This is a genomic window from Pseudoalteromonas sp. UG3-2, from assembly GCF_037120705.1.
GTDB lineage: Bacteria > Pseudomonadota > Gammaproteobacteria > Enterobacterales > Alteromonadaceae > Pseudoalteromonas.
On the sequence record NZ_JAWLJU010000002.1, the window covers coordinates 2,890,279 to 2,914,562 of the forward strand.

Sequence of the window (24,284 nt, forward strand, 5' to 3'; positions counted from 1 at the left end):
ACTTTGCTTTGGGTTTATGCAATTTAATAACACGGTCAGAAGTGAATATGGGAAAGAAAAATAAGTTTTTATCTTGGTTAGGTTTTGGTAAGTCAGATAAAGCAGAGCAAGAAGCTGAACGCCAAGCACAGCAAGAGCAGCAACAGGCCGAACAACTAGCGCAGCAAGCCAAAGAACAAGCTGAACGTGAAGAGGCAGAGCGTCAGGCACAGCTGGCCAAAGAACAAGCTGAACGTGAAGAGGCAGAGCGTCAAGCACAGCTGGCCAAAGAACAAGCTGAGCGTGAAGAAGCAGATCGTCAAGCACAGCTGGCGAAAGAACAAGCTGAACGTGAAGAAGCAGAACGTCAAGCGCAGCTGGCCAAAGAACAAGCTGAACGTGAAGAAACAGAACGTCAAGCACAGCTGGCGAAAGAACAAGCTGAACGTGAAGAAGCAGATCGTCAAGCACAGCTGGCCAAAGAACAAGCCGAGCGTGAAGAAGCAGAGCGTCAAGCACAGCTGGCCAAAGAACAAGCTGAGCGTGAAGAAACAGAACGTCAAGCACAGCTGGCGAAAGAACAAGCTGAACGTGAAGAAGCAGATCGTCAAGCACAGCTGGCCAAAGAACAAGCCGAGCGTGAAGAAGCAGAGCGTCAAGCACAGCTGGCCAAAGAACAAGCTGAGCGTGAAGAAGCAGAACGTCAAGCGCAGCTGGCGAAAGAACAAGCTGAGCGTGAAGAAGCCGAGCGTCAAGCGCAGCTGGCCAAAGAACAAGCTGAGCGTGAAGAAGCACTACGTCAGGCACAACTGGCGAAAGAGCAAGCCGAGCGTGAAGAGGCAGAGCGACAGGCTCAGCTGGCCAAAGAGCAAGCCGAGCGTGAAGAGGCAGAACGTCAGGCACAGCTGGCGAAAGAGCAGGCCGAGCGTGAAGAAGCCGAGCGTCAGGCACAGTTGGCGAAAGAACAAGCTGAGCGTGAAGAAGCAGAACGTCAGGCTCAGCTGGCGAAAGAGCAGGCCGAGCGTGAAGAAGCCGAGCGTCAAGCTCAGCTGGTGAAAGAACAAGCCGAACGTGAAGAAGCAGAACGTCAGGCACAGCTGGCGAAAGAACAAGCTGAACGTGAAGAGGCAGAGCGTCAGGCACAGTTGGCGAAAGAGCAAGAAAAGCCGAAAAAAGCAGGCTTTTTTAGCCGATTAAAACAAGGCTTATTAAAAACCAAAGCCAACATTGGTTCTGGTTTTGCTTCCGTATTCAAAGGTAAGAAAATCGATGATGAGCTGTTTGAGGATTTAGAAACTCAATTATTAACAGCCGACATTGGTGTTGAAACCACCATGAAGCTAATTGATAGCCTCACTGATGCCGCTGACAGAAAGCAGCTTAAAGATGGTGAAGCCTTATATGAGCTGATGAAAAAGGAAATGGCGGAGATTTTAAAAACGGCTGAACAGCCATTAGAGATCCCAGCAAATAAGAAGCCTTATGTGATTTTGATGGTTGGCGTTAATGGCGTGGGCAAAACCACCACCATAGGTAAGCTGGCTAAGCAGTTCCAAAGCGAAGGCAAATCGGTCATGTTAGCTGCCGGCGATACATTCCGTGCTGCAGCCGTTGAGCAGTTGCAGGTCTGGGGCGAGCGCAATAGCATTCCTGTGGTGGCCCAGCATACCGGTGCCGATTCTGCTTCAGTGGTGTTTGATGCCTTTCAGGCGGCACAAGCCAGAGGTGTCGACGTATTGATTGCCGACACGGCAGGGCGATTGCAAAACAAAGATAACTTGATGCAAGAACTAGAGAAAATTGCTCGAGTAATGAAAAAACTGGATCCAGATGCACCACATGAAGTGATGTTGACCATTGATGCCGGCACCGGGCAAAACGCCATTAGCCAGGTGAAGTTATTTAATCAGGCGGTGGGCTTAACAGGGATTGCGCTGACTAAACTGGATGGTACTGCGAAAGGTGGGGTTATCTTTGCGGTGGCCGATCAGTTTAAAGTGCCCATTCGCTACATTGGTGTAGGCGAAGGCATTGATGACCTGCGTACTTTCAAAAGTGACGACTTTATAGAGGCATTGTTTAGCCAAGAGTAATGAGTTACACAGCGGGCGTTAGTGCCCGTTTTGTCTTATGGGTGCAGCAACAACAGCGACAGGTAATCACTAAGCAAAGTCTTAGAGCGGAACGAGTTACCGTTAGGCATAATAATGATAAGAGGCCAAAATGATTCAGTTTAACGACGTGAGCAAGACCTATCCCGGCGGCCATAAAGCACTCGAAAAGGTCAGCTTTGAGCTTGGCAAAGGAGAGCTGGCCTTTTTAACTGGTCATAGTGGGGCAGGAAAAAGTACCTTATTAAAGCTTATCAGTGTGATGGAGCGACCATCGGCAGGAAAGGTGGCGATCAATGGCGTTGACTTAAATACGGTACCGAATCGCAAAATTCCTTTTGTCCGTCGCGATATTGGCATTATTTTCCAAAACCACCGTTTGCTTGAGCGTTACAACGTATTTGATAATGTGGCGTTGCCATTGGTGATTGAAGGGATGCACCATAAACAAATCAGTAAACGGGTTCATGCCGCACTTGATAAAGTAGGGCTACTAGACAAAGTACGTTGTCATCCTAGTGTGTTATCAGGGGGAGAGCAGCAGCGGGTGGGAATTGCCCGAGCTATTGTAAACTCTCCACCTTTGTTACTGGCGGATGAGCCTACAGGGAACCTTGACCCTGAGTTGTCGATGGAGATCCTCAATTTGTTTGAAGAATTTAATCAACATGGTACTTCCGTGCTCATAGCAACCCACGATTTAGGGTTAATTGCGCGTATGCGTTATCGCAGCTTAACCTTGAATCAAGGCAAGCTAATGCAAGATCCGTTAGCAGAGGGAATGCTATGAGTTTGCTATTTAAAGGTCACAATGGCCAGTCGCAAAAAACAGATAAATCCATTTTCCATCACTTTTACTTTTTTTGTTTGATGATAATTCGCCAAGGAGTACAAAGCCTTGGCGAAATGTGGCGCACCCCATTGGCGTCGATGATGACAATTCTAGTTTTGGGGCTAAGCTTAACTCTGCCTGCCACGCTTTATGTGGTGGTTAAAAATGTGCAGCAAGTCAGTAGTGGCTTTAAAGAGGCCTCGGAGATTTCGCTGTTTGTTAAAGAGCACATGACTGCAGCCCAAACGCAAACTCTGGTGAAGCGTTTAGCACTCTACTCTGAGGTAGATAAGGTTGTATTAATCGATAAACGTGCTGCGCTGGAGGAGTTTAAATCCATGTCTGGCTTTGGCCAAGCGCTCGATTATTTAACAGAAAACCCATTGCCAAACGTGGTGTTGGTCACTCCAACAAGTCGTTTTAGTAAACCGCAAGCGGCAGCCGAGTTATTAGAAAAACTCGAAAAAGAGCGTGAAGTTGAGTTTGGCAAGCTGGATATCGAGTGGTTAGAGCGCTTAAACGCCTTGCTCGCCTTATTAAAAGAAAGTGTTATTACCGTGGGCTTTTTGCTGCTCAGTGCGGTGATCTTAATTATTGGTAATACCATAAGGTTATCGATTATGGATAAAAAGGAAGAGATCCAAGTATTAAAGCTAGTTGGCGCAACCAACGCCTTCATTCAGGCGCCGTTTCTGTGGACTGGTATATGGTATGGCATTGTCGGTGGCTTAGTTGCTTTTATTTGCGTTGCTTTAATGCTGTGGTGGCTGGAGTCAGCTGTGACTATGGTGGCCGGTGTCTACCAAAGTGACTTTACCTTACAAGGGCTAGCTGGCAATGAGTTGTTGGTGCTACTAGCGACTGCTGTGGTGCTCGGCTTTGTGGGGTCATTTCTATCGGTTTATCGCTACATCAAGGAAATAGAACCAGAAAAGGTGTGATGACTGCAATTAGTGCTAATTTAGCATGGCTTTATTGCCGTTATTAGCACTGCACTTATTAGGTTTAGCACTGTCATAAAAAAATAATAACCTAAATAAAGTACTTTGAATCTCAATTTTATTGTTTAAAAACAGGGTTTTATGTTCTTTCCTTGTTTGTGTCTTTTAGCACTTGATTTTAAAAATCAAATAAAGTAGATTGCATTTAGCACTCTAGATGTTAGAGTGCTAAATATACACGAAACGCTTTATCACTGAGGTGAAACATGAGTAAAGATTTATACGCACTAGCACTAACTGGACAGCAAAGCGCAAGCATTGAAGGCTACCTTCAGTCGGTTAGCACTATCCCTATGCTTGGTGCCGAGGAAGAAAAGCGCTTAGCGACCCGTCTTCAGGAAGAAGGTGATCTTAATGCTGCAAAGCAACTCATTATGTCGCACTTGAGATTCGTCGCTCACATCGCGAAAAGTTACTCTGGTTATGGTTTGCCACAGGCCGACCTAATCCAAGAAGGTAATATTGGTCTGATGAAAGCCGTTAAACGTTTCGACCCAAGTGTTGGTGTTCGCCTAGTGTCGTTTGCAGTACATTGGATCAAAGCAGAGATCCACGAGTACGTACTGAAAAACTGGCGTATCGTGAAAGTCGCGACCACTAAAGCACAACGTAAACTGTTCTTTAATCTACGTAAGAATAAAAAGCGTCTAGGTTGGTTTAACCAAGACGAGGTAAGCACCGTTGCTAGTGAGCTAGGTGTGAGTGAAAAAGAAGTACGCGAAATGGAATCTCGTATGGCGGGGCAAGACATGGGCTTTGATCTGTCTGCTGACGATGATGATAACCAATCTAGCACCTTTTCACCGGTACAATACTTAACTGACACCAGCAGTGATGTGGCAGAAGAAGTGGAACAAGCGCAATGGCAAGAGCAATCACATAACCGCTTGTTTGCAGCATTAAAAACCTTAGACGAGCGTTCTCAAGACATTGTTAGTGCACGCTGGCTTGCCGATGAAAAAGCCACTTTGCAAGACCTAGCACAAAAATACGACGTTTCAGCTGAGCGTGTTCGTCAGTTAGAAAAGTCAGCAATGAAGAAGCTGCAAAACGCCATGAGCTAGTTTTCTTAGGCTAAAAATTCGTGTATCCAAACAATGCCGCTATTTAGCGGCATTGTTGTTTTTGCCTACAATTCAACGATTTCCAAGACTAAGAGTCGATCTAGTTAAAACTGAGCTTACAAGTGTTCGCTAATTTGATTATAATGCCGCTGTTTTTATAGTTGGAGCGATAAACTTGATTGCGGTCATTCGAATCATTTTATTAACCCTATTTATCGTGGTTAGCGCCACCATGGGGTTATTGTTATGCATTGTGCGCCCATTTCACCCTAATAATGTTCATATTATTTCAAGGTGGTATGGCTCAATGTCGCGACTTATAGGCGTCGAGTTGGTCATTACTCAGCACCCAGACACGCTCGAGTTAGCACCGGTAATGTACGTTGCCAATCACCAGAATAATTATGACCTATTTACTTTACCGGCCGTCGTACCAAAGAATACGGTGAGCATGGGTAAAAAGAGCTTAAAGTGGATCCCATTTTTTGGTCAAATGTATTGGCTTTCTGGCAATATTCTTATCGACCGAGGTAATCGCAGCAAAGCTATGGATACCCTAAGTCGTTCTGCCAAAAAAATCATTGAGACGCAGCTGTCTGTGTGGATGTTCCCTGAAGGCACGCGCAGCTATGGTCGTGGGCTACTGCCATTTAAAACCGGCGCATTTCATACGGCCATGAATGCCAAAGTGCCTGTGGTACCGGTTTGTATGAGCTCAACTCATAATAAAATTAAACTTAACCGTTGGAATAACGGTAAGGTGTATATTGATATCATGGCGCCAGAATATTTGGATGCGGATTTACCTGCAAGAGAACATGCAGCGCGGATCCATGCTAAAATGGCAGACAGAATAGCGCAATTAGATGCAACAGCGAGAGATGAATAATGGAAGACTGGCGTGAAATAAGCGAAGACATTGTCTCTTCATTACTGGAAGATGGTTCTAACCCAGAAACCCTCTATGAAGTAGAACACCACTTTGTTAGCGAAGATTTTGAAAAGCTTGAAGCGGCTGCCTTAGCTGCCTTCAAACTAGGCTACGATGTTGAAGAGCCTGCAGAACTAGAGCTTGAAGACGGTGAGAAGATCTGGGGCTTTGATGTTGTGGTTGAAGCTGAGCTTGATACCGATGTCATCATGGAGGATGTGGTCAAGTTGGAACAAGTAGCCACTGATGCTGGAATTGAATACGACGGCTGGGGCACTTACTTTCAAGAGTAATGGCTAACACTGTGATCGTGGTTGTGAGGTAAGTCGCTTACCTCATGACTCTTGTTTTACTAACCACATACCTTTTTCCTCTTTCGCACTTTCCTAAGCCACTAAGCAGCAAACACTTACCATACCTTTGTGCGAATTTTTCTTAAAATTATGGTCTTTTTTCGGGTTCAATGGTATTAATATTTATTGGCCCAACCACGTTTTAAAAGACTTATGCAGATTGTCCTCCCCATCGAAGATCTTCAACCTGGTATGTTTGTGGACAGCGTTCATAGACATAAGTCTGATGCTGGGGTCAAAATAAAATCTCGCGGCATGGTGCGAGATAAAGCCATCATTCAAAAGCTAATCGAAAAAGGTGTATTGGAACTGAAAATCGACTTTACCCAAAGCGATATTCCGGTACCTGAAAAGTATCAACAACCTGAGCCCGACAAAGAGCCGCAACCTGGGGCTGAAACAACAGCCAAAAAAGGTACGGATGGCAGCCTCTCTACTGCAAAAAGTCGTATAAAAAACAAAGCCAAGAGCACATCAAAAGAGCAATCGTTGCAGCAAGAATTTGCTGTGGCAATGCAAAAGTTTGAGAAAAACAACCGCCAAATTCAAAGCCTCTATGGTGATGTCACCTCGGGGATGAAAGTCGATATTTCGTTGCTTAATGAAGTGAGTAAAGACATCGTGGCGTCGGTGCTGCGCAACTCCAATGCCATGGCTATCTTAACGCGAATTAAAGATAAAGATGCCTACAATTGGCGCCATATGACCAACTGTGCCATTTTAATCACCGTGTTTGCAAAGCACCTGGGGCTGCAGCAGCACATTATTGAGCAGCTCGCAATGGGGGCCATGTTACACGATATTGGTCACGCTAAATTGCCCCAGGGGTTAATTAACAAACCTGGCCGCTTCACTGAGCTGGAATATAAAGCCGTTAAAAAACACGTTGCTCAGTCTTTAGGGATGAGTAAAGGCGAAGCCGGTATTACGCCCATTATGTTGGATATGATCATCAATCACCATGAACGTTTAGACGGCACTGGCTATCCACGCAAGATAAAAGGTGACGCCTTGAGTACGGCGGCGCGAATGATGGCCATTGTCGATGTCTATGATGCCATCACCGCCGATCAGCATCATAAAGAGGCTGATGAACCCATCAATGCGCTTCGTTATCTGCTGTCGAATAAAACTCAGTTTGACCCTATCTTAGTGCAGCGGTTTATTAAATGCATGGGCGTGCACCCGGTTGGCACCATCGTAAAGTTAACTAATGAACGTTTAGGGTTGGTGCTCGAGGGCAATAAAGGCGCACCTACAGCGCCTATGGTGCGCGTTTTTTATAACACCAAACACCTGCACCATGTGACGGCGAAAGATTTAGATCTTAGTCACTCCGATGTCAAAGTTATTGCCAGTGTAAGGCCTCTGGATTATCAGATTAATTTATCGCGGCTGCTTAAAGAGCAGTTGTTGGTGTAGTTGTCTTTGTGGAGAGTTTTGGTGTTTGTTCTCGTGACGGGGTTCTGCGCCCGTCCATGGGCGCCGACTGACTTTTCTTTGTCGCCCAAAGAAAAGTAAGCAAAAGAAAGGGCGCTCCCAACATCACACCGGGAACCTCAAGTAACCAGCCAATGTTAACGTTACCAGCATGTAAGGGCCATCCTTGGCCCTGACATGCTTTTTCGCGCTATCCCGGCGCTAAATAAGTTAATTGGCTGCTGACTTGAGGGTGTGATGAGGGAGGGGGTGGTGCTGCTGGTTGCTTTTTTATTCTGATAGCTATTTTATTGCTGGTAATGTTAACGAGGTTAGTGCTTTGGCTGTAAAGCAGTTTTCCTTGCAGTGATGGTATTCTGTGGAATTACCGCTTTACTTGCTTACTGAGGTGGTAAAAAGGCTGTTTTTACAGCGCTGTTTAAGGTGCTGCCAGCGCTCAGAGAGTAATGCTCCAGCGAGAGTGCTGGCCATCATTAATAGCCAAATCAGAGTGCCGGTTTCGCTGTGAAAGGCGAGGCAACAAAGCAGTAGCGACACCATGGCGCTGGCGATGGCGACGAGCCAATAGCGACTAACTGGGTTGTCACATTCGCCAGCATGCTTGCAGGCGCAGTAATTGGCTTTACACAGGGTATACACACTTAGGCCGCAAAAGCATAATGCGGCTAAAACGAATAGCAATAACATACTTCACTCCCTAGTTGGTATCACCACTAAAACTCACTCTAACCCTTGGTAAACAGTAAATTACTTAACACCCACAGACTTGCTATGGCAAACACGATAGTAGTTTGTTGCCAAGTGTTTAACCCCAAGGTGTAGGTAAGTGTATCGGAAGGCGGTGAATATGGCAATGAAATTGAGAATTAATATCATTTGGGTGGGTGTTACCTCCTCCGATGAGTTTATAAAGTGCATAATTTGCTCGATAAATGTCCACTTAATCACCTAAAAATCGCAAAAAAGAAGATTTCTCCATAACTTTTAGGTAGGGTGTCGTGAATTTATTATTTTGCCAACAATATGGAAACAAACAGTTTAAAAATGAGTAGTTACTCAGCGCTGTGAGTTTTGGTTTTGCTGGCATTGCAGTGACTAATTACACAGTGACTGAATTACAGGGGATCTTGAGAATGAATAAAGTACTAATGGGGATCATCGCTTCGGGCGCTATCCTATCTTCTTCACACGCCGTTGCTGCGGCATTTCAGTTAGCAGAGCAGAATGTATCAGGTTTAGGTCGTGCCTATGCAGGTGAAGCGGCTGTTGCAGATGATGCTTCAGTGGTTGCCCGTAACCCAGCGTTGATGTCAAAGCTTGAAGGTACTCAGGTTTCAGCGGCGCTAATGTATGTCCAGCCTGATGTCAGCCTAACAGGCACTAGTACTAACAATGGCGTTCCGGCTGCAGCCCTAAACGATAATAGCATTGCGCCAAGCGCGGTGATCCCAGCGGTATACGCAACACATAAATACGACGATAAATGGTCAATTGGTGTTGGCTCGTATTCACAGTTTGGTCTGTCAACTGAGTTTGATGAGGACTATGTTGCCGGCCAAATCGCCGGTCAAACTGAAATTGTTACCATCAATACTGGGATCTCAGCTTCTTATCAGGTTGATGAGCAGTGGAGTGTGGCATTCGGTATTAACCATGTCTATGCTGACGCAAAAATCGTCCGTAACCTAGGTGCCACCAATACGCCATTGCCTGCCAGCACTGATGCTGTGTACCTAGAAGGTGATGACCAAGGCTTTGGCTGGAACCTAGGTGTGGCTTATCAAATTGATGACGCTAACCGCCTTGGCTTTCATTACCGCAGTGAAACGGACATTACCTTTGAAGGCAGCTTTAGCAACCAGTTACCCGCAGCACTAGGCGGCTTAGCTGGCCAGTCTCTACCCGGCTCGGTTGACATTACCCTGCCTGCAATTGCTGAAATCTCAGGTACTCATCAGTTAAACCAACAAACGAACCTCCACTACAGCGTATTATGGACGGGTTGGAATAGCTTCGACGAGCTTGCCGCAGAGGTAGGTGGTGCAGGTACTGTATTCACTAAAGAAGAGAACTTCTCTAACTCTTTGCGTTTTGCTGTTGGCGGCGATTATCAACTTAGCGAGTCGGTAAAGTTACGTGCCGGTTTAGCTTATGATGAGTCTCCTGCCGATCAGGATCACCTATCTATTTCCATTCCAGACACTGACCGTACTTGGTACTCATTTGGCGCAGAATACACTATGGCTAACCAAGCGACATTAGATGTGGGTGTGAGTGTGTTACGCGGTAAAACTCAACATTTTGTCGAGCAAGATAAATCAGGCAGCGAGTGGGGCTTCCGCTCTAAAGGCCATGCGACCATCTTTGGTGTGCAGTACAACCATAAGTTCTAATCGAGCTAATTGCTTTAACATAGTAAAAAGCGGCTGTGATTTCACAGCCGCTTTTTTGTTACTTTCGTTGTTGACTTACAGTAACGATTTTAACTGATATAACAGCGCATGTGCTTGTTTTGGCGTCATGTCATCGGGGTCTACTTCTGCCAGCATAGACTCAACTTCCGATGGCTCAGGCTCAGGAGCCAATGCTAAGCTTTGCTGCTGCGGTACGTTGGCGACATTATTGCCATCGCTCACCACGCTTTGATGTTGCTCTAGCAGTGCCAGCTTTTGCTTTGCCATTTTGATCACCGCTTTAGGTACCCCCGCCAGTCCAGCCACTTGTAAGCCAAAGCTTTTACTCGCCGCGCCTTCCATTACCGTATGCTTAAAAGCAATGGTGTCGTTGTGTTCAATGGCATCAAGGTGGACGTTTACCAGTCCAGACTGTTGCTCTGCTAACTCCGTAAGCTCAAAATAGTGCGTAGCAAATAAGGTTTTCGCGGCAATATTACTGGCTAGATAATCTGCTGTGGCATAGGCCAGCGATAGGCCATCATAGGTGCTGGTGCCACGACCAATTTCATCCATTAAAACCAATGACTGTGCCGTGGCATTATTTAATATGGTTGCCGTTTCGGTCATTTCTACCATAAAGGTTGAGCGTCCCGAGGCTAAATCATCGCTGGCGCCAATGCGGGTGAAAATGCGATCAACGATGCCTATTTTAGCGGCACTGGCGGGCACATAACTGCCAATATGCGCCATTAACACAATCAGCGCTGTTTGCCTCATGTAGGTCGACTTACCGCCCATGTTCGGGCCGGTAATAATAAGCATTTTACGTGCTTGGTTTAATTTTACCGGATTGGCAATAAAGGGATCTTTACTGACTTGCTCAACCACGGGATGACGACTGTCTTGCAAGTCAATTTCGTTACCCTCGGTCAGTTGCGGCTTGCAATAATCCAATGTTTGCGCACGCTCGGCAAGGGTGTTGAGCACGTCTAAATCGGCAAGCGCTGCAGCCATAAGCTGTAACTGCTCAATGTAAGGGGCGATGAGCTCAAAGAGCTCTTCATACAGGCGTTTTTCCAGTGCCAATGCCTTGGTTTGACTGCCTAGTACCTTATCTTCATGCTCTTTAAGCTCAGGAATAATATAGCGCTCATTGTTCTTTAATGTTTGCCGGCGAATATACTCCGGTGGCACTAAATGTGAATTGGCGCGACTGATCTCAATATAAAAACCATGTACTTTGTTGTAGCCAATTTTGAGCGTGCTGATGCCGGTGCGCTCACGTTCCCGTAGTTCGAGCTTTTCAAGTACGTCAGTGGCACCAGCACTGAGTGCTCTGAGTTCGTCGAGCTCACTGTTGTAGCCCTCAGCAATAACACCGCCATCACGGATTAGTACCGGCGGGTTATCAATGACGGCACGTTCTAGCAGATCTTGTAACTTGGGCAGTGCCGGAGAGTGCTTAACGATGGCTTGAATACGCTGGTCGTCACTTTGCTGCAAAATGTCATGCAGTGGTGGTAAGGCCTGTAAAGCACTGCGCAGGCGCGTTAAGTCACGGGGGCGAGCATTACACAGAGCCAAGCGTGCCACCACGCGTTCAATGTCGCCGATGTCTTTGAGTGCTTCATACACTTCAATACAAAGGTGCTGCTCAATTAAGCTGGCAATGGCATTGAGTCGCGAGTTTAGCTCTTGTCGTTCGCGAATGGGGGTATGAATGCGACGCTTTAGTAAGCGCGAGCCCATGGCGGTAGAGGATTTATCCAGTATCTGTGCCAGAGTATTTTCGACTCCCCCAGAAAGGTTGGTGGTAAGCTCGAGGTTTTTCCGCGTTGCAGCATCTAGGATCACCACATGTTCGTTTTTCTCCAGCGTGATCGCTCGAATGTGTGGCAAGGCGGTACGTTGGGTATCTTTAACGTATTGCATGACGCAGCCGGCTGCAGTTAGGCCCAGTTTGGCGTTTTCTACCCCAAAACCAACCAGATCGCGCGTTTCAAACTGCTGGCAAAGTAGGTGTTTGGCGGTGTCTAAATCAAATTCCCAGTCTGGGCGCCGACGACTGCCTTTGATTTGCTCCAATGCCAATAAGTTTTGGAATGACTCAGGGTACAATAGCTCCGCAGGTTGCAAGCGCTGCAGTGTTGAGCTCAGGGCCTCATCGGTTTGCAGTTCAACAATATTAAAGCGCCCGGAGTTAATGTCTAGGTATGCAACGCCGTACAGGCCTTGCTTCGGGTGCTGATACACCGCAGCGAGTAAATTATCTTGGCGCTCCTGCAGTAACGCTTCATCGGTAACCGTACCTGGGGTGACAATGCGCACCACTTTACGCTCTACAGGGCCTTTACTGGTGGCAGGGTCGCCCACCTGTTCACAAATCGCAACAGACTCACCAAGCTGTACTAAGCGCGCTAAGTAGTTTTCCACTGCATGATAGGGCACACCAGCCATGGGAATTGGGTTACCGCCGGCTTTACCACGGTATGTTTGTGAAATATCTAACAGTTGCGCGGCGCGGATAGCATCGTCAAAAAACAGCTCGTAAAAATCTCCCATGCGATAAAACAGCAAGATCTCTTGGTGCTGAGCTTTAATTCTCAGGTATTGCTGCATCATTGGGGTTTGTTGGTTTATAGTGTGTTCTGAATATAGATCTGACGACATTGTTGATACCTAAAAGGTTTTCCTATGGAGCACTACAAAGAGATAGCCGACTATGCGGCGCAATTGGGCGCTATTCTAACGAATAAAGGCTTAACAATCACTACCGCCGAGTCATGTACCGGTGGCGGCGTAAGCTATGCTCTAACTGACACCCCGGGCAGTTCAAATTATCTAGACCGTTGTTTTGTGACATACAGCAATAATGCTAAACATGAGCTATTAGGCGTTAAGCTTGAGACCTTAGCACAGTTTGGTGCGGTAAGTGAGCAAACAGTAGTGGAGATGGCACAAGGAGCGCAACGGGTTGGCGCTGCAGACATTGCCATCGCGGTATCGGGCGTTGCCGGACCTGGTGGTGGCAGTGCGGAAAAACCCGTGGGTACTGTATGGTTTGCCATTGCTGTTGCTGATAAAGTAGCGACATTTCACCAAGTATTTACTGGCGAGCGTGCCGAAGTTAGGTTGCAAGCCATTGAATTTTCATTAAAAAATACAATTAAGCTAGTAAATTCATAAAATTACACTTGATACTGTAATTCCATACAGTATACTAGGGTCATTACGCTGAATTGGAGAAGCAAATGAACGATAACAAGCAAAAGGCACTAGACGCAGCATTGTCACAAATTGAGCGTCAGTTTGGTAAAGGCTCAATCATGAAACTGGGCGAAAATAAAGCCCTAGACATCGAAGCCGTTTCTACTGGCTCACTGGGTTTGGATATTGCGCTTGGTATCGGTGGTTTGCCTACCGGTCGTATTGTAGAAATATACGGTCCGGAATCTTCTGGTAAAACAACTTTAACCTTACAGGCTATTGCAGAAGCACAAAAGCTTGGCAAAACCTGTGCCTTCGTTGATGCAGAACACGCACTTGATCCAGTTTATGCTGAAAAACTTGGCGTTAACGTCGATGACCTATTGGTATCCCAGCCAGACACGGGTGAACAAGCTCTAGAGATCTGCGATATGTTGGTTCGTTCTGGCGCAGTTGACGTTGTGGTGGTTGACTCCGTGGCGGCCTTAACACCAAAAGCTGAGATTGAAGGTGATATGGGCGACTCACACGTTGGTTTGCAAGCGCGCCTAATGTCGCAAGCGCTGCGTAAACTTACGGCTAATATCAAACGCTCAAATACACTGTGCGTATTCATTAACCAAATTCGTATGAAGATTGGTGTGATGTTTGGTAACCCTGAGACCACCACTGGTGGTAACGCACTTAAGTTCTACGCCTCAGTTCGTTTAGACATTCGTCGTATTGGCTCGGTGAAAGAAGGCGATGAGGTGATTGGTAACGAAACCCGCGTCAAAGTGGTGAAGAACAAGGTTGCACCACCATTTAAGCAAGCCGAATTTATTATCATGTACGGTGAGGGTACCTCAAAGCAAGGTGAACTGATTGACTTAGGTGTTAAGCATAAGCTGGTTGATAAAGCAGGTGCTTGGTTCAGCTACAACGGCAGCAAAATTGGCCAGGGTAAAGCAAACTCAATTAAGTTCTTAAAAGAAAACGTTGAGATTGCCAACGAGATTGAAGGTAAGCTAAGAGAAATGCTTCTAGCACAAGCCAAAGTTAAGCCTGAAGATGGCGAGGACAAAGGCTTAGCGGCAGAAGTGGAAGATGACTTAGAACTATAACTCACCACTTCATATTTAAATAAACATCGCCCAGCATTTAGCTGGGCGATTTCTTTTCTCTTAGGCAGATTGCCAACTACACTCTATAACTAAGCCTGTTGTGAATGATTGCGGTTTTCAAAGTCACTTTCAGCGCAACGTGCTTTTCTTTTATTAATCATCATTTTCAAGAGGTTATATTTCTTCCTTTGCGGTTGTCGCAGAATAGCGAGGCTGAAAGAGGAAAAAATAGCCAAATTGGGATGATCTTGGTGTGGGTTTTCTGATAAAATCTGCGCCTAATTTTTTCTAAGTGAATTTGCAATGGGTAAAAACGTCGTTGTATTGGGCACCCAGTGGGGTGACGAAGGTAAAGGTAAGGTAGTTGATCTACTTACAGACAGAGCTTCTTTAGTTGTTCGTTATCAAGGCGGACATAACGCGGGTCATACATTGGTAATTAACGGTGAGAAAACCGTGCTGCACTTGATCCCATCAGGTGTATTACGTGAAGACGTAAAATGTGTGATTGGTAACGGTGTAGTATTAGCACCTGACGCACTAATGACAGAAATTAACATGCTTGAAGCGCGTGGCGTACCGGTACGTGAGCGTTTGCTAATTAGTGAAGCATGTCCTTTGATCTTGCCTTATCATGTTGCTTTAGACAAAGCTCGCGAGCTTGCTCGTGGTGAAAAAGCAATCGGTACAACAGGCCGTGGTATTGGTCCTGCCTACGAAGACAAGGTAGCGCGTCGTGGCCTACGTGTTGGTGACCTATTCAATCCCGAGCAATTTGCTGCCAAATTAAAAGAAGTGCTTGAATTCCATAACTTTGCACTAGTTAACTACTACAAAGTAGAGCCAGTCGATTTCCAGAAGACTTACGATGACGCGATGGAAGTGGCGAAAATCTTGAAATCGATGATCGTTGACGTCACTGAGCTTTTAGATCAAGCACGCAATGCCGGCGATCACATCTTATTTGAAGGTGCACAAGGTACATTGCTAGACATCGATCACGGTACTTACCCGTATGTAACTTCATCAAACACCACGGCTGGCGGTGTTGCAACGGGAGCTGGTTTTGGCCCTCTTCACTTAGATTACGTACTTGGTATTGTTAAAGCATACACCACGCGTGTGGGTTCAGGTCCATTCCCGACTGAGCTATACGATGGCATTGATAAGCAAGACCCAGTAGGTAAACACCTTGGTGACAAAGGCCATGAATTTGGTGCTACCACAGGTCGTTTACGTCGTACTGGTTGGTTTGATGCCGTGGCTATGCGCCGTGCAGTGCAGATCAACAGCATCAGTGGTTTCTGTTTAACTAAACTTGACGTGTTAGACGGCTTAGAAACCGTGAAAATCTGTACAGGCTATCAGTTAGAAGACGGCACAGTTACTAATGTGACCCCATTGGCTGCGGAAGGTTATGAGAAAGTCACCCCAGTTTACGAAGAAATGCCAGGCTGGAGTGAAAACACGTTCGGTGCAACTTCGGTAGAGCAGTTACCAGAAGCGGCAATTAACTACATTAAGCGTCTTGAAGAGATCACTGGCGTGCCAATTGATATTATCTCAACGGGTCCAGACCGAGTAGAGACCATGATTGTTCGTAATCCATTTACTGAATAATCACTAAAATAATGAAAAAAGCTGCTACGGCAGCTTTTTTTGTGCCCATCGTGCTACATTTATTGTCAGTGCTGCCGATACAAAACCATTAGAATCGAAAGCAATGTAATACTATCCTAGCTTAATCGTGAGCCATGCTCAGGATTTAATTGAGCAAAATGGGATAACGAACACCCTAGCACTAAAATGGGACAGCAATGAATTATCTACGTCGACATATTATCACGCCACTGCTGAGTATGGGTTTTGGCATGGCTATAAGTCTACCTGTGCAGGCTGAAGAACAAATCGAAGCCGTACCTTTATACACACAGCAAGAGCTAATTGCCCTGATTAATAACAATCAGCATCTCGCCCGAGTCAAAGCAGACGAGTGTCAGCTGGTGAAAGACATTGAAGCACGAGCTGAGATCATGGCTTTGCCTTCTTATCAGTTTTTATATGGCGATATGCTGGCTTATGCCGTGTGTGTCGACCGTGACGTTGAGCTTGGCTTGTACTACATGAAAAGTGCGGCTGAGCAGGGACTTGCGGCTGCACTGGAGCAATTGGGGCGGTATTATGACAAGGGCCAGTTAGTTCAGGCAGATAAAGCCTTAGCGGTGACGTATCTTAGAGAAGCCGCTGCGCTGGGCAACTTAAAAGCCCAGATGCGTTTAGTCGACTTGTTTAACCGTGGTTTTGGCAGTCCAAGAGACTATGAGGATGCTTACCGCTGGCTATTTCATTCAGCAGTGGCCGATAAGCAACTGCATCAACAAATTCAGACATCGCTTGCTAAACTGGCAGAAAAAATGCCTGATAGCGTCGTTAAGCGTGCGAGGTTGCCAATTTAAACTAAGCGGTGAGGCTATCACCGCTTATGCTTATGCAGGTAAGCTAGTTACTTAGCTTATCGCCAATTTGTCCTTCCTTACTGTTATTCGGATCTTTCAGCACGCTTAACTTAGGTGGTTGTAAAGCAAACACTTTATCACCATCCGCAGGTGGTTTTTTCATGTTGGAAGTAAAAGGTCGTACCAACAACGGCTCTTCATCTTTGCTTTGCTCTGTAAGTATAAAAAGCGGTATCGCTTCGTTATTTACCTCTTGGTATTGCTGCCAGTCAAACTCTTCAGAAATACGCGTAACACTGACCTTTCCGCCTTTGGCAATCATACTACTGAGTTTGGCATAGCTGCCCTCTTCACCAAATAAAATCTGTCGTGATAGGAAGGTAGCACTGTCTTTATTTGCTTTGGCATGGTTGGTAGATGACTTCAGTGAGTACACCCATTGCTCGCCAAGCAAGTGAGAAAAATACTGAACTCCCAAGGCATTATGGTGGCGGTTGGGCGATAGGGCTAACACAAACTTCAAACTGGTTAGGGGTAAATAACGCTCAGCGTGTTCCGATTGCGGGTTGCCGTAATAACAGGGTAAGCCATCCATCCGAGCCATTTTGCAGTTTTCCCAAGCTGGGTCTGATAAACAAATATCAACGTTCTGCTCTTTTAGCCCTTTAGCGATGGCTCGAGCAACATGGTTCGCTCCAATAATCAGCAGGGTGTTGGGTTTCGGCTGACGTACCCCTAAAAGCCTAGCCAGTGGAGTTGCGGTGAGGCTTTGCAATACCACAGTGACAATGATCACGGTAAAGATCAGCGGCACCATCTTTTCCGCGCCCTCTATTTGTGATTTGCTCATACTCAAAGCAAACACTGAGCCCACTGCGGCAGCCACAATCCCGCGTGGTGCAATCCAGCTCAGTAGCAATCGCGATTTGATCGGCAAATCGGTGTTCAGGGTGGAAAGGAAGATAGACACTGGCCGCGCAATAAACAGGATAACGGCTAAAAAGATAAAGACATCGGTATCTAGCATCATTAAATCTTCTAGCTTTAAGCGCGCAGCAAGGAGAATAAATAAGCTCGATATCAATATTATCGAGAGGTCTTCTTTAAACTCAAGAACGGAGTCAATTTCCAAGTCATCTTGGTTGGCAAGCCAGATCCCAAACACCGTCACGGCAAGCAACCCTGATTCATGACTCAGGTGGTTGGAGATGGTAAAGCTGAATAACACCAACGCCAAAATGGCAAACTTGTGCAATTCAAATGGCAACCATTCTTTACGGATCAGGTAGCTGGTGATGATGCCAGAGACTAAACCTATGCTGATCCCCACCCCCACAGTGGACACCAATGCCCATAGTGTGTGGCTAAGTACGCCAGCATCGCCCACTAAGGAGACGGCTTCAAACACAATCACAGCGAAGAGCGCACCAATGGGGTCGATAACAATGCCTTCCCAGCGTAAAATGCGGTCTATGTCTTTATCGGGTCGCATGGAATTAAGCATGGGAGCAATAACGGTGGGACCTGTGACGACCAATACAGCACCCAGTACAGCGGCTACTTGCCAGTTGAGTTCTAGCACCAGGATGGCGGTGGTGGCGGTAATGGCAAATGTCGCCAACATCCCAATCGAGCAAAGGTTTCTCACCACCTTGCCAATGCCTTTTAACTCCTTGAAGTGTAAGGTTAAAGCGCCCTCAAATAGAATCACAGCAACGGACAATGAAACGACTGGAAAAAGCAGATCACCCAATAACGCGTCGGGGTCGAGCGTGCCACTAAATGGCCCAAGGGCGAGGCCAATTAGCAGTAAAAATAAGATGGCGGGTACTTTAAACGCCCAAGCAAGCCATTGAGCAATAACAGAGCAAACGGCAATTCCGGCAATATAAATTGCTGACATAGATTCTCCCGTGGCTGGAACATTCCAACGTAATATACCAACTGTATTAACTCTCCAAGCAATTTAAAGGGGGAGGTGTCTCAGTAGCAGCATGGATCACGTTGCTATTTAGAGCACTAGCGAGTAAGGTTTCTATCTTACTTGCAAGTCATTTCCCCGTTTTAACATAGAGTGTGTAATACCTTTGCTATTAATGAGTATAGCTAGGCTTGTGTTATAACACAGTGTTAAGGGTAGTAAAGTCAATAAGCAATTGAAAATATAGTATTATAAAATTCATTTATGACCGTCATAAAGAATTAACATGGTATTGGGTTGCAATTACTCACTCAGCGGGTTAAGGTATAAAACGTTCGAAGCGCAGGGCAACCTGTGCAGTCATTCACAATCTACTCTCTACGCAATTATTCATTGCGGTACAGTCTTTCCAGCCGCACCAAACCATGGTGGCCCTGTTGGAAACGGCTCGACGTCAAGGGGATGTTTCTACTTGGTGTCACAATCAATCTTCTATTAGTGAAATGTCAGACGGCAGTTAAAGTTTAATTGCTGTATCTGGGTTAAGCATGTGTGTATTTCCGATGGGACTATGGTCTTCGTTGTCGCACGTCTATTCGTCATATTTGCTCACCGATTAACCGGTGTAAAGCAATGCATTTTGTAATTTGTCTTCTAATAGAAGATCTTAGGTGTACCGTCGCGTTAAAGGGGTGGGGTAGCTAATTAATAGCAAAAAGCAGGAATTTATGTCGATGAAGCAGTCAAAACGTATAGTAATTAAAATTGGGAGTGCCTTAATAGCACCAGAGCAAGATGGATGTCGCTCTCGCTACTTGCTTAGCATTGCACAATATATTGTGCGTTGCCGTGCACGTGGCATTGAAGTGATCTTAGTCTCTTCAGGCTCAGTTGCAGCAGGGTCGCACTTGTTCCCAGATAATGAGCAGCCACCGATTGCCGTGAAAAAGGCAATGGCAGCAGCAGGCCAAACAGAAATGATGGCCACATGGGACCGTTTCTTTGACTTTCCGTCGGCACAGATCCTACTTACCCACGGTGACTTGAGAGACAGAGAAAGATACACCAGTATTCGTGAAACCATATTCACTTTACTCGACCATGGCATTCTGCCTATTATCAATGAGAACGATACGGTGACCACCGACGATCTGAAAGTAGGCGATAACGATAACTTATCAGCCATGGTAGCGGCTGCGGCAGATGCCGATGGACTAGTGATTTGTTCCGACGTGCGTGGTTTATACAACAAAAATCCAAACTTACACGCAGACGCTGAGCTGATCTCCGAAGTGGGAGAAATCACCGAAGAAATTTACGACATGGCAGGGTGCCCAACCAGTAAAGTGGGTACCGGTGGCATGAAAACCAAGATTGAAGCGGCAGAGAAAGCCACTTCTCATGGTATCGATACATACATAGTAAACGGCTTTGAAGAGCATACTTTCGAAGCGTTATTGGCGGGTGAAAACCCAGGTACGGTATTTACCGCTTACGATAAACCGATGAAAGAAAACGTCCACTGGATGACCCATACGGCATCAGAGCAGGGCGAGCTAGTAGTCGAGGCCGATTACGGCGATGGCGACGATGAAGAAGTTGGCCAATTAAGTGGTGATGCCATCACTGAGGTAAAAGGCGAGTTCTCGGTTGGTGACACGATATTAGTGCGCAGCGCCGATGGTAAGCGTCTAGCCAAAGCAACCACCAATTACAGTAGTTGTTTACTTAACTTTTTAACTGAACACGAAGAAAGCCCAATTAGCGATAAGATTCAAGATAGCATTGGTCCCGTGATTTCAGAACAAGATATAGCATTATTGGAGAAGTCTTAATTTATGAGTTTAATTACAGAAATTTCAGCACAAGCATCAGCAGCAGCGAAGCAGTTAGCACTTTTATCAACTGAGCAAAAGAACGCCGTGTTAGCTGATATGGCAAAAGAAATTCGTGATAATACTGATGCTATCATCAAAGCCAATGAAGCGGACCTTGCTGCAGCGCGTGATAACAAGTTAAGCGATGCCATGATTGACCGCCTAACGTTAAACCAAGAGCGTATTAACGCCATGGCAGAAGGCATTGAAACCATTATTGAACTTGACGATCCAGTAGGATCGCTAAGAGACATGGGTGTAAGACCAAATGGCATTAAAATCAGCAAAATGCGAGTGCCACTTGGTGTTGTGTGCATGATTTACGAAGCACGTCCTAATGTCACGGCGGATGCCGGTGCACTGTGCTTTAAATCTGGTAATGGGGTTATTTTACGTGGTGGTAAAGAAGCCTTAGGCAGCTCTCTTGAGATTGCTAAAGCGATGCACAACGCTTTAGAAAAGCACAATTTACCAACGGCTCTGGTATCAGTGGTGCCAAACCCTGACCGTGGCTTATTAATGGAATTGATGCAGCAAAAAGATTACATCGACCTGATTATCCCTCGTGGTGGTGAAGGCTTAATTAACTTTGTTACTGAGAACAGTACGGTTCCGGTTATCCAACACTTTAAAGGGGTGTGTCACCTATATATTGACAAAGAAGCCGATCTCGACAAAGCAATGGCACTGTTGCTTAACGGTAAAACCCAGCGTACTGGTGTATGTAATGCCCTTGAGGGTCTTATTGTGCACCAAGATGTGGCTGCAGAATTCTTACCAAAAGCGGCGGCCGAGCTTGCCAAGCGTGGCGTAAAAATCAATGCCTGTAAGAATACCGGTGGTTACTTCGATAACGCTGTAGAGCTTAACGATGATGAGTTTGGTGAAGAATATCTCAGCTTAGAAATCGCAGTTCGCCAAGTTGAAGATTTTACTGCGGCACTGGCACACATCGATCGCTTTGGTAGTCACCATACTGAGGTTATTTGTACTGAAGATAAAGCAGCTGCGGATTTATTCCAGCGTGGTGTTGATGCTTCTGTAGTAATGCACAATGCCTCATCACGCTTTAGTGACGGCTCAGCCTTAGGTTTGGGTGCTGAAATTGGTATCGCCACTACTAAGCTGCATGCCTATGGTCCTATGGGTCTGGAGTCACTGACTACTGAGAAGTTCTTAGTAAATGGTGAAGGACAGGTTCGCGAGTAAATCTCGCAACATTCGCAGGGCACAGCGAACAGTGTCTTGCGAGCATCACAATGACAGAATGACATAAGTAACTGCAAAGCTCGGGCCGCAAGGTTTGGGCTTTTTTCGTTTATATAGAGAGGGAAAGTGGTGGAGCTAAGCAGGATCGAACTGCTGACCTCCTGCGTGCAAGGCAGGCGCTCTCCCAGCTGAGCTATAGCCCCACATTCCAATTTGAACGAGGGAAAATTTAATCATTTTTATAAATTGAGTCAAGAGGGCTGAAAATTTTTTCGCTTTTTTTTTCGACTCTTTGTTACACTGCCCTTAAAACAAAAAAGCAAAAGTGTACTATGTCCACTCCCTATCGATTAATGGCAATGCTGTTTACTCTGGTATTGTTAGGTTGCGCCAGTCAGCCTGAAGCCCCGACTTTAGAGGTAGAGAAACAAACCTTACATCAGCGTACTTTGACCAATGGCGAACAAGAGTTTGCTTTTATTGTCATTGTAGCCGCAACCCCTGCCATGCAGCTTGATACCAGCAAGCCTATCTCTCGTAGAACCCTAAAAGCCTACGCCGAGTTTGAGCGCATAGAAGACTCATCGAGCTTAAAACTACGGTTAGAGGAGCGTGCGGTAGAGTTGTTAGGGCCGGCATTGGCAGCCGAGAATTATTGCAATCAAGGCCATTCCATTACGGATGTCTATTGGCGTCAGCGCAGTGTGCAGCTAAGAGGTAAGTGCTTGTGATCCGTAACAACCCACAACAGCTCAATGCTTGCTTGGCGCAATTAGGGATAGACTATATTGCGTATCAACATCCTGCTCTTAATACCTGTGCCGACGCAGACCGTTTAGCGTTAGAGCGCCAAGGTACCCGATTAAAAAACCTATTTTTACGTGATAATTATGGCAAACGCCATATTTTGTTTATTGTCCCTGCAGAAAAACAGCTAGACCTAAAACACCTGTCTAAGGCGCAACAGGTGTCGCGCTTAGGGTTTGCTTCAACCGCGCGGTTAGGCAAATATTTAGGAGTAGAACAGGGTTGCGTATCGGCTTTAGCATTGTATAACGACGATCAGCAAGCGGTAGAGCTGTGGCTTGATAGTGAGCTTAAGAGCGCTGAGCTGTGGCAATGTCACCCCTTGGTCAATACCCAAACCTGGGTGTTGAGCTATGCCTCTTTATTGCAGTTTTGGCAGCATACCGGCCATTCACCGCGCTGGGTGGAGGCCATTTCTAAAGCTTAAGGCTAAGCCACAAAGACACACCAAAAGTAATACCGCGGCAAAGTACTTCAACCCGCCATATTCATAAATCAACCCCGGTAGGTAAGACCCTAATACGCCACCGCTGTAGTAAAACGACACATACGCGCCATTAGTGACCGTAGCGGGAGCGCTACTGATACTGTTTGCCAAAGGAGCAGCAGTGGCATGAATAATAAACATGCAGGCGCAAAACAGGGTGAAAAGCAGGACGAATACACTGAGGTTGACTATTGGCATAAGGGCGATAGTGAGGGCGTAGATGGCAAACATGGCGCTAAGAAACCACCAAGTGGAGCTAGCCCGCCCCTGCAACCATGGGGTGATAATAGAGCCCAGCGCGCCAACCAAGTAGCCGGTGTAAACCCAGCCGACTTGACTTGGCGAGGTTAAATTAAAGTCGTATTTAAGAATAAAGGGTAAGAAGTTCAACAGCCCCGCAAAGCAAAAAAACATACAAAACACACTGCTGTATAAGCGCAGTAAGTGTGGTTGCTTGAGCGGTGTTAAATAGTCCCGCAGACGCGTTACCGTCGTGATTGTTGGGCTATGACCACGAGCACGAACGCTCAGCGCCAGTAAGGCGAGCAGTAGAGCGTTAATATAGTAAAAGCTTTGCCACTCAAACCACACGGCAACATTCGCCGCCAGCGTACGACCAAAATAACCGCCTACTATGGTGCTACCAATGTAGAGCGCCATATTTTTTTTCAGCGCCGTACCATCGAACTGTTGACCAATATAGCCTGTCATTGCAGTCAGTGCGGCAGGCAACAATAACCCTTGTAGTAGTCGCACCAACAACAGCCCTGAAAAAGACGTCATGCTCGCAAAGGCAATGCAGGAAAGGGCTAAGCACAGCATAGTCCACTTTAAAATTTTCAGCGGGTTAGCCTTGGCGAGTAATACACCATAGCAAATGGGGGCAATCGCCAGTGGTAGCATGGTTGCCGACATTAAGGTTCCCGCTTGCGAAGCGGAGACCGAAAATTGCTGCGCAAATTCCGCCAGCAAGGGTTGTGGCGCATACAAGACAAAAAAGATAAATATAGAGCACAGCAACAGATGGATGACGGGCATACCTAAAGAAAGCTTTTAGTTTTGGCAACTTGGCCTAAACTATATCAAATTAGTCCATCATTTTTTGCGCTA

Annotated in this window: 20 protein-coding genes and 1 tRNA gene; 16 read left to right on the forward strand and 5 right to left on the reverse strand. The window is 46.2% G+C overall.

The window, feature by feature from the left end; all coding sequences use genetic code 11:
* Nucleotides 1-47: 47 nt before the first annotated feature.
* From ftsY to R3P39_RS16075, 7 genes are all read left to right on the forward strand, one after another.
* Nucleotides 48-2,072: a signal recognition particle-docking protein FtsY gene (gene ftsY / locus R3P39_RS16045; protein WP_336568729.1), complete on the forward strand. Its 2,025-nt coding sequence runs from the start codon at nt 48-50 to the stop codon at nt 2,070-2,072.
* 130 nt (nt 2,073-2,202) lie between these two features.
* Nucleotides 2,203-2,880: a cell division ATP-binding protein FtsE gene (gene ftsE, locus R3P39_RS16050; protein ID WP_336568730.1), complete on the forward strand. Its 678-nt coding sequence runs from the start codon at nt 2,203-2,205 to the stop codon at nt 2,878-2,880.
* The gene (gene ftsX / locus R3P39_RS16055) at nt 2,877-3,863 is read left to right on the forward strand and encodes a permease-like cell division protein FtsX (protein ID WP_336568732.1); all 987 of its coding nucleotides are present in this window, start codon (nt 2,877-2,879) and stop codon (nt 3,861-3,863) included. The genes ftsE and ftsX overlap by 4 nt, the downstream gene beginning before the upstream one ends.
* Nucleotides 3,864-4,129: 266 nt before the next feature.
* Nucleotides 4,130-4,987 (forward strand): RNA polymerase sigma factor RpoH, encoded by an 858-nt coding sequence (rpoH, locus tag R3P39_RS16060; RefSeq protein ID WP_336568733.1) that lies wholly within the window; start codon nt 4,130-4,132, stop codon nt 4,985-4,987.
* Between the two features lie 175 nt (nt 4,988-5,162).
* The gene (locus R3P39_RS16065) at nt 5,163-5,876 is read left to right on the forward strand and encodes a 1-acylglycerol-3-phosphate O-acyltransferase (protein ID WP_336568734.1); all 714 of its coding nucleotides are present in this window, start codon (nt 5,163-5,165) and stop codon (nt 5,874-5,876) included.
* On the forward strand, nt 5,876-6,211 hold the full coding sequence (gene rraB / locus R3P39_RS16070) for a ribonuclease E inhibitor RraB (protein WP_336568735.1): 336 nt from the start codon (nt 5,876-5,878) through the stop codon (nt 6,209-6,211). Before R3P39_RS16065 ends, rraB begins: the two co-directional genes overlap by 1 nt.
* Nucleotides 6,212-6,424: 213 nt before the next feature.
* On the forward strand, nt 6,425-7,693 hold the full coding sequence (locus R3P39_RS16075; protein ID WP_336568737.1) for an HD-GYP domain-containing protein: 1,269 nt from the start codon (nt 6,425-6,427) through the stop codon (nt 7,691-7,693).
* Nucleotides 7,694-8,083: 390 nt separating this feature from the next.
* Here R3P39_RS16075 and R3P39_RS16080 read toward each other — a convergent pair whose 3' ends face one another.
* The gene (locus R3P39_RS16080; RefSeq protein WP_336568738.1) at nt 8,084-8,398 is read right to left on the reverse strand and encodes a hypothetical protein; all 315 of its coding nucleotides are present in this window, start codon (nt 8,396-8,398) and stop codon (nt 8,084-8,086) included.
* A 446-nt stretch (nt 8,399-8,844) separates the two neighbouring features.
* On the opposite strand from R3P39_RS16080, the gene R3P39_RS16085 reads away from it, so the two are divergent.
* Entirely contained in the window at nt 8,845-10,104 is a 1,260-nt protein-coding gene (locus R3P39_RS16085) for an OmpP1/FadL family transporter (protein ID WP_336568739.1), read from the forward strand.
* Between the two features lie 75 nt (nt 10,105-10,179).
* Here the strand turns inward: R3P39_RS16085 and mutS are convergent, their stop codons facing one another.
* Complete coding sequence (gene mutS / locus R3P39_RS16090) at nt 10,180-12,777, reverse strand: DNA mismatch repair protein MutS (RefSeq protein ID WP_336568741.1); 2,598 nt, start codon at nt 12,775-12,777, stop codon at nt 10,180-10,182.
* A gap of 24 nt (nt 12,778-12,801) precedes the next feature.
* Here mutS and R3P39_RS16095 point away from each other — a divergent pair, with 24 nt between their 5' ends.
* From R3P39_RS16095 to R3P39_RS16110, 4 genes are all read left to right on the forward strand, one after another.
* Nucleotides 12,802-13,293 carry a CinA family protein gene (locus R3P39_RS16095; RefSeq protein WP_336568744.1) on the forward strand — a complete coding sequence of 164 codons (492 nt, stop codon included), beginning with the start codon at nt 12,802-12,804 and terminating at the stop codon, nt 13,291-13,293.
* Between the two features lie 65 nt (nt 13,294-13,358).
* Nucleotides 13,359-14,417: a recombinase RecA gene (gene recA, locus R3P39_RS16100; RefSeq protein ID WP_336568746.1), complete on the forward strand. Its 1,059-nt coding sequence runs from the start codon at nt 13,359-13,361 to the stop codon at nt 14,415-14,417.
* 303 nt (nt 14,418-14,720) lie between these two features.
* Nucleotides 14,721-16,037 (forward strand): adenylosuccinate synthase, encoded by a 1,317-nt coding sequence (locus R3P39_RS16105; RefSeq protein ID WP_336568748.1) that lies wholly within the window; start codon nt 14,721-14,723, stop codon nt 16,035-16,037.
* 239 nt (nt 16,038-16,276) lie between these two features.
* Nucleotides 16,277-16,873, forward strand: coding sequence for a tetratricopeptide repeat protein (locus R3P39_RS16110; protein WP_336569336.1), 597 nt, complete (start codon nt 16,277-16,279; stop codon nt 16,871-16,873).
* Nucleotides 16,874-16,916: 43 nt separating this feature from the next.
* Here R3P39_RS16110 and R3P39_RS16115 read toward each other — a convergent pair whose 3' ends face one another.
* Nucleotides 16,917-18,776, reverse strand: a complete 1,860-nt coding sequence (locus R3P39_RS16115; RefSeq protein ID WP_336568750.1) for a cation:proton antiporter — start codon at nt 18,774-18,776, stop codon at nt 16,917-16,919.
* Between the two features lie 746 nt (nt 18,777-19,522).
* Here R3P39_RS16115 and proB point away from each other — a divergent pair.
* Nucleotides 19,523-20,629, forward strand: a complete 1,107-nt coding sequence (gene proB, locus R3P39_RS16120) for a glutamate 5-kinase (protein WP_419147032.1) — start codon at nt 19,523-19,525, stop codon at nt 20,627-20,629.
* Between the two features lie 3 nt (nt 20,630-20,632).
* A complete protein-coding gene (locus R3P39_RS16125) occupies nt 20,633-21,880 on the forward strand; it encodes a glutamate-5-semialdehyde dehydrogenase (protein ID WP_336568754.1) in 1,248 nt (415 codons plus the stop codon).
* Between the two features lie 127 nt (nt 21,881-22,007).
* Here R3P39_RS16125 and R3P39_RS16130 read toward each other — a convergent pair.
* Nucleotides 22,008-22,083, reverse strand: a tRNA-Ala gene (locus R3P39_RS16130).
* Nucleotides 22,084-22,212: 129 nt separating this feature from the next.
* Between R3P39_RS16130 and R3P39_RS16135 the strand changes: the two genes are divergently transcribed.
* Both R3P39_RS16135 and R3P39_RS16140 read left to right on the forward strand, forming a co-directional pair.
* On the forward strand, nt 22,213-22,611 hold the full coding sequence (locus R3P39_RS16135; protein ID WP_336568756.1) for a hypothetical protein: 399 nt from the start codon (nt 22,213-22,215) through the stop codon (nt 22,609-22,611).
* Complete coding sequence (locus R3P39_RS16140) at nt 22,608-23,114, forward strand: prolyl-tRNA synthetase associated domain-containing protein (protein ID WP_336568758.1); 507 nt, start codon at nt 22,608-22,610, stop codon at nt 23,112-23,114. The genes R3P39_RS16135 and R3P39_RS16140 overlap by 4 nt, the downstream gene beginning before the upstream one ends.
* Here the strand turns inward: R3P39_RS16140 and R3P39_RS16145 are convergent.
* Entirely contained in the window at nt 23,079-24,212 is a 1,134-nt protein-coding gene (locus R3P39_RS16145) for an MFS transporter (protein WP_336568760.1), read from the reverse strand. The genes R3P39_RS16140 and R3P39_RS16145 overlap by 36 nt on opposite strands.
* Nucleotides 24,213-24,284 lie beyond the last annotated feature (72 nt).

Coding starts and splice junctions, on each gene's coding strand:
- ftsY (WP_336568729.1), top strand. CDS start 48: ATGGGAAAGAAAAATAAGTTTTTATCTTGGTTAGGTTTTGGTAAGTCA.
- ftsE (WP_336568730.1), top strand. CDS start 2,203: ATGATTCAGTTTAACGACGTGAGCAAGACCTATCCCGGCGGCCATAAA.
- ftsX (WP_336568732.1), top strand. CDS start 2,877: ATGAGTTTGCTATTTAAAGGTCACAATGGCCAGTCGCAAAAAACAGAT.
- rpoH (WP_336568733.1), top strand. CDS start 4,130: ATGAGTAAAGATTTATACGCACTAGCACTAACTGGACAGCAAAGCGCA.
- rraB (WP_336568735.1), top strand. CDS start 5,876: ATGGAAGACTGGCGTGAAATAAGCGAAGACATTGTCTCTTCATTACTG.
- R3P39_RS16075 (WP_336568737.1), top strand. CDS start 6,425: ATGCAGATTGTCCTCCCCATCGAAGATCTTCAACCTGGTATGTTTGTG.
- R3P39_RS16080 (WP_336568738.1), bottom strand. CDS start 8,398: ATGTTATTGCTATTCGTTTTAGCCGCATTATGCTTTTGCGGCCTAAGT.
- R3P39_RS16085 (WP_336568739.1), top strand. CDS start 8,845: ATGAATAAAGTACTAATGGGGATCATCGCTTCGGGCGCTATCCTATCT.
- mutS (WP_336568741.1), bottom strand. CDS start 12,777: ATGTCGTCAGATCTATATTCAGAACACACTATAAACCAACAAACCCCA.
- R3P39_RS16095 (WP_336568744.1), top strand. CDS start 12,802: ATGGAGCACTACAAAGAGATAGCCGACTATGCGGCGCAATTGGGCGCT.
- recA (WP_336568746.1), top strand. CDS start 13,359: ATGAACGATAACAAGCAAAAGGCACTAGACGCAGCATTGTCACAAATT.
- R3P39_RS16105 (WP_336568748.1), top strand. CDS start 14,721: ATGGGTAAAAACGTCGTTGTATTGGGCACCCAGTGGGGTGACGAAGGT.
- R3P39_RS16110 (WP_336569336.1), top strand. CDS start 16,277: ATGGGTTTTGGCATGGCTATAAGTCTACCTGTGCAGGCTGAAGAACAA.
- R3P39_RS16115 (WP_336568750.1), bottom strand. CDS start 18,776: ATGTCAGCAATTTATATTGCCGGAATTGCCGTTTGCTCTGTTATTGCT.
- proB (WP_419147032.1), top strand. CDS start 19,523: ATGTCGATGAAGCAGTCAAAACGTATAGTAATTAAAATTGGGAGTGCC.
- R3P39_RS16125 (WP_336568754.1), top strand. CDS start 20,633: ATGAGTTTAATTACAGAAATTTCAGCACAAGCATCAGCAGCAGCGAAG.
- R3P39_RS16135 (WP_336568756.1), top strand. CDS start 22,213: ATGTCCACTCCCTATCGATTAATGGCAATGCTGTTTACTCTGGTATTG.
- R3P39_RS16145 (WP_336568760.1), bottom strand. CDS start 24,212: ATGCCCGTCATCCATCTGTTGCTGTGCTCTATATTTATCTTTTTTGTC.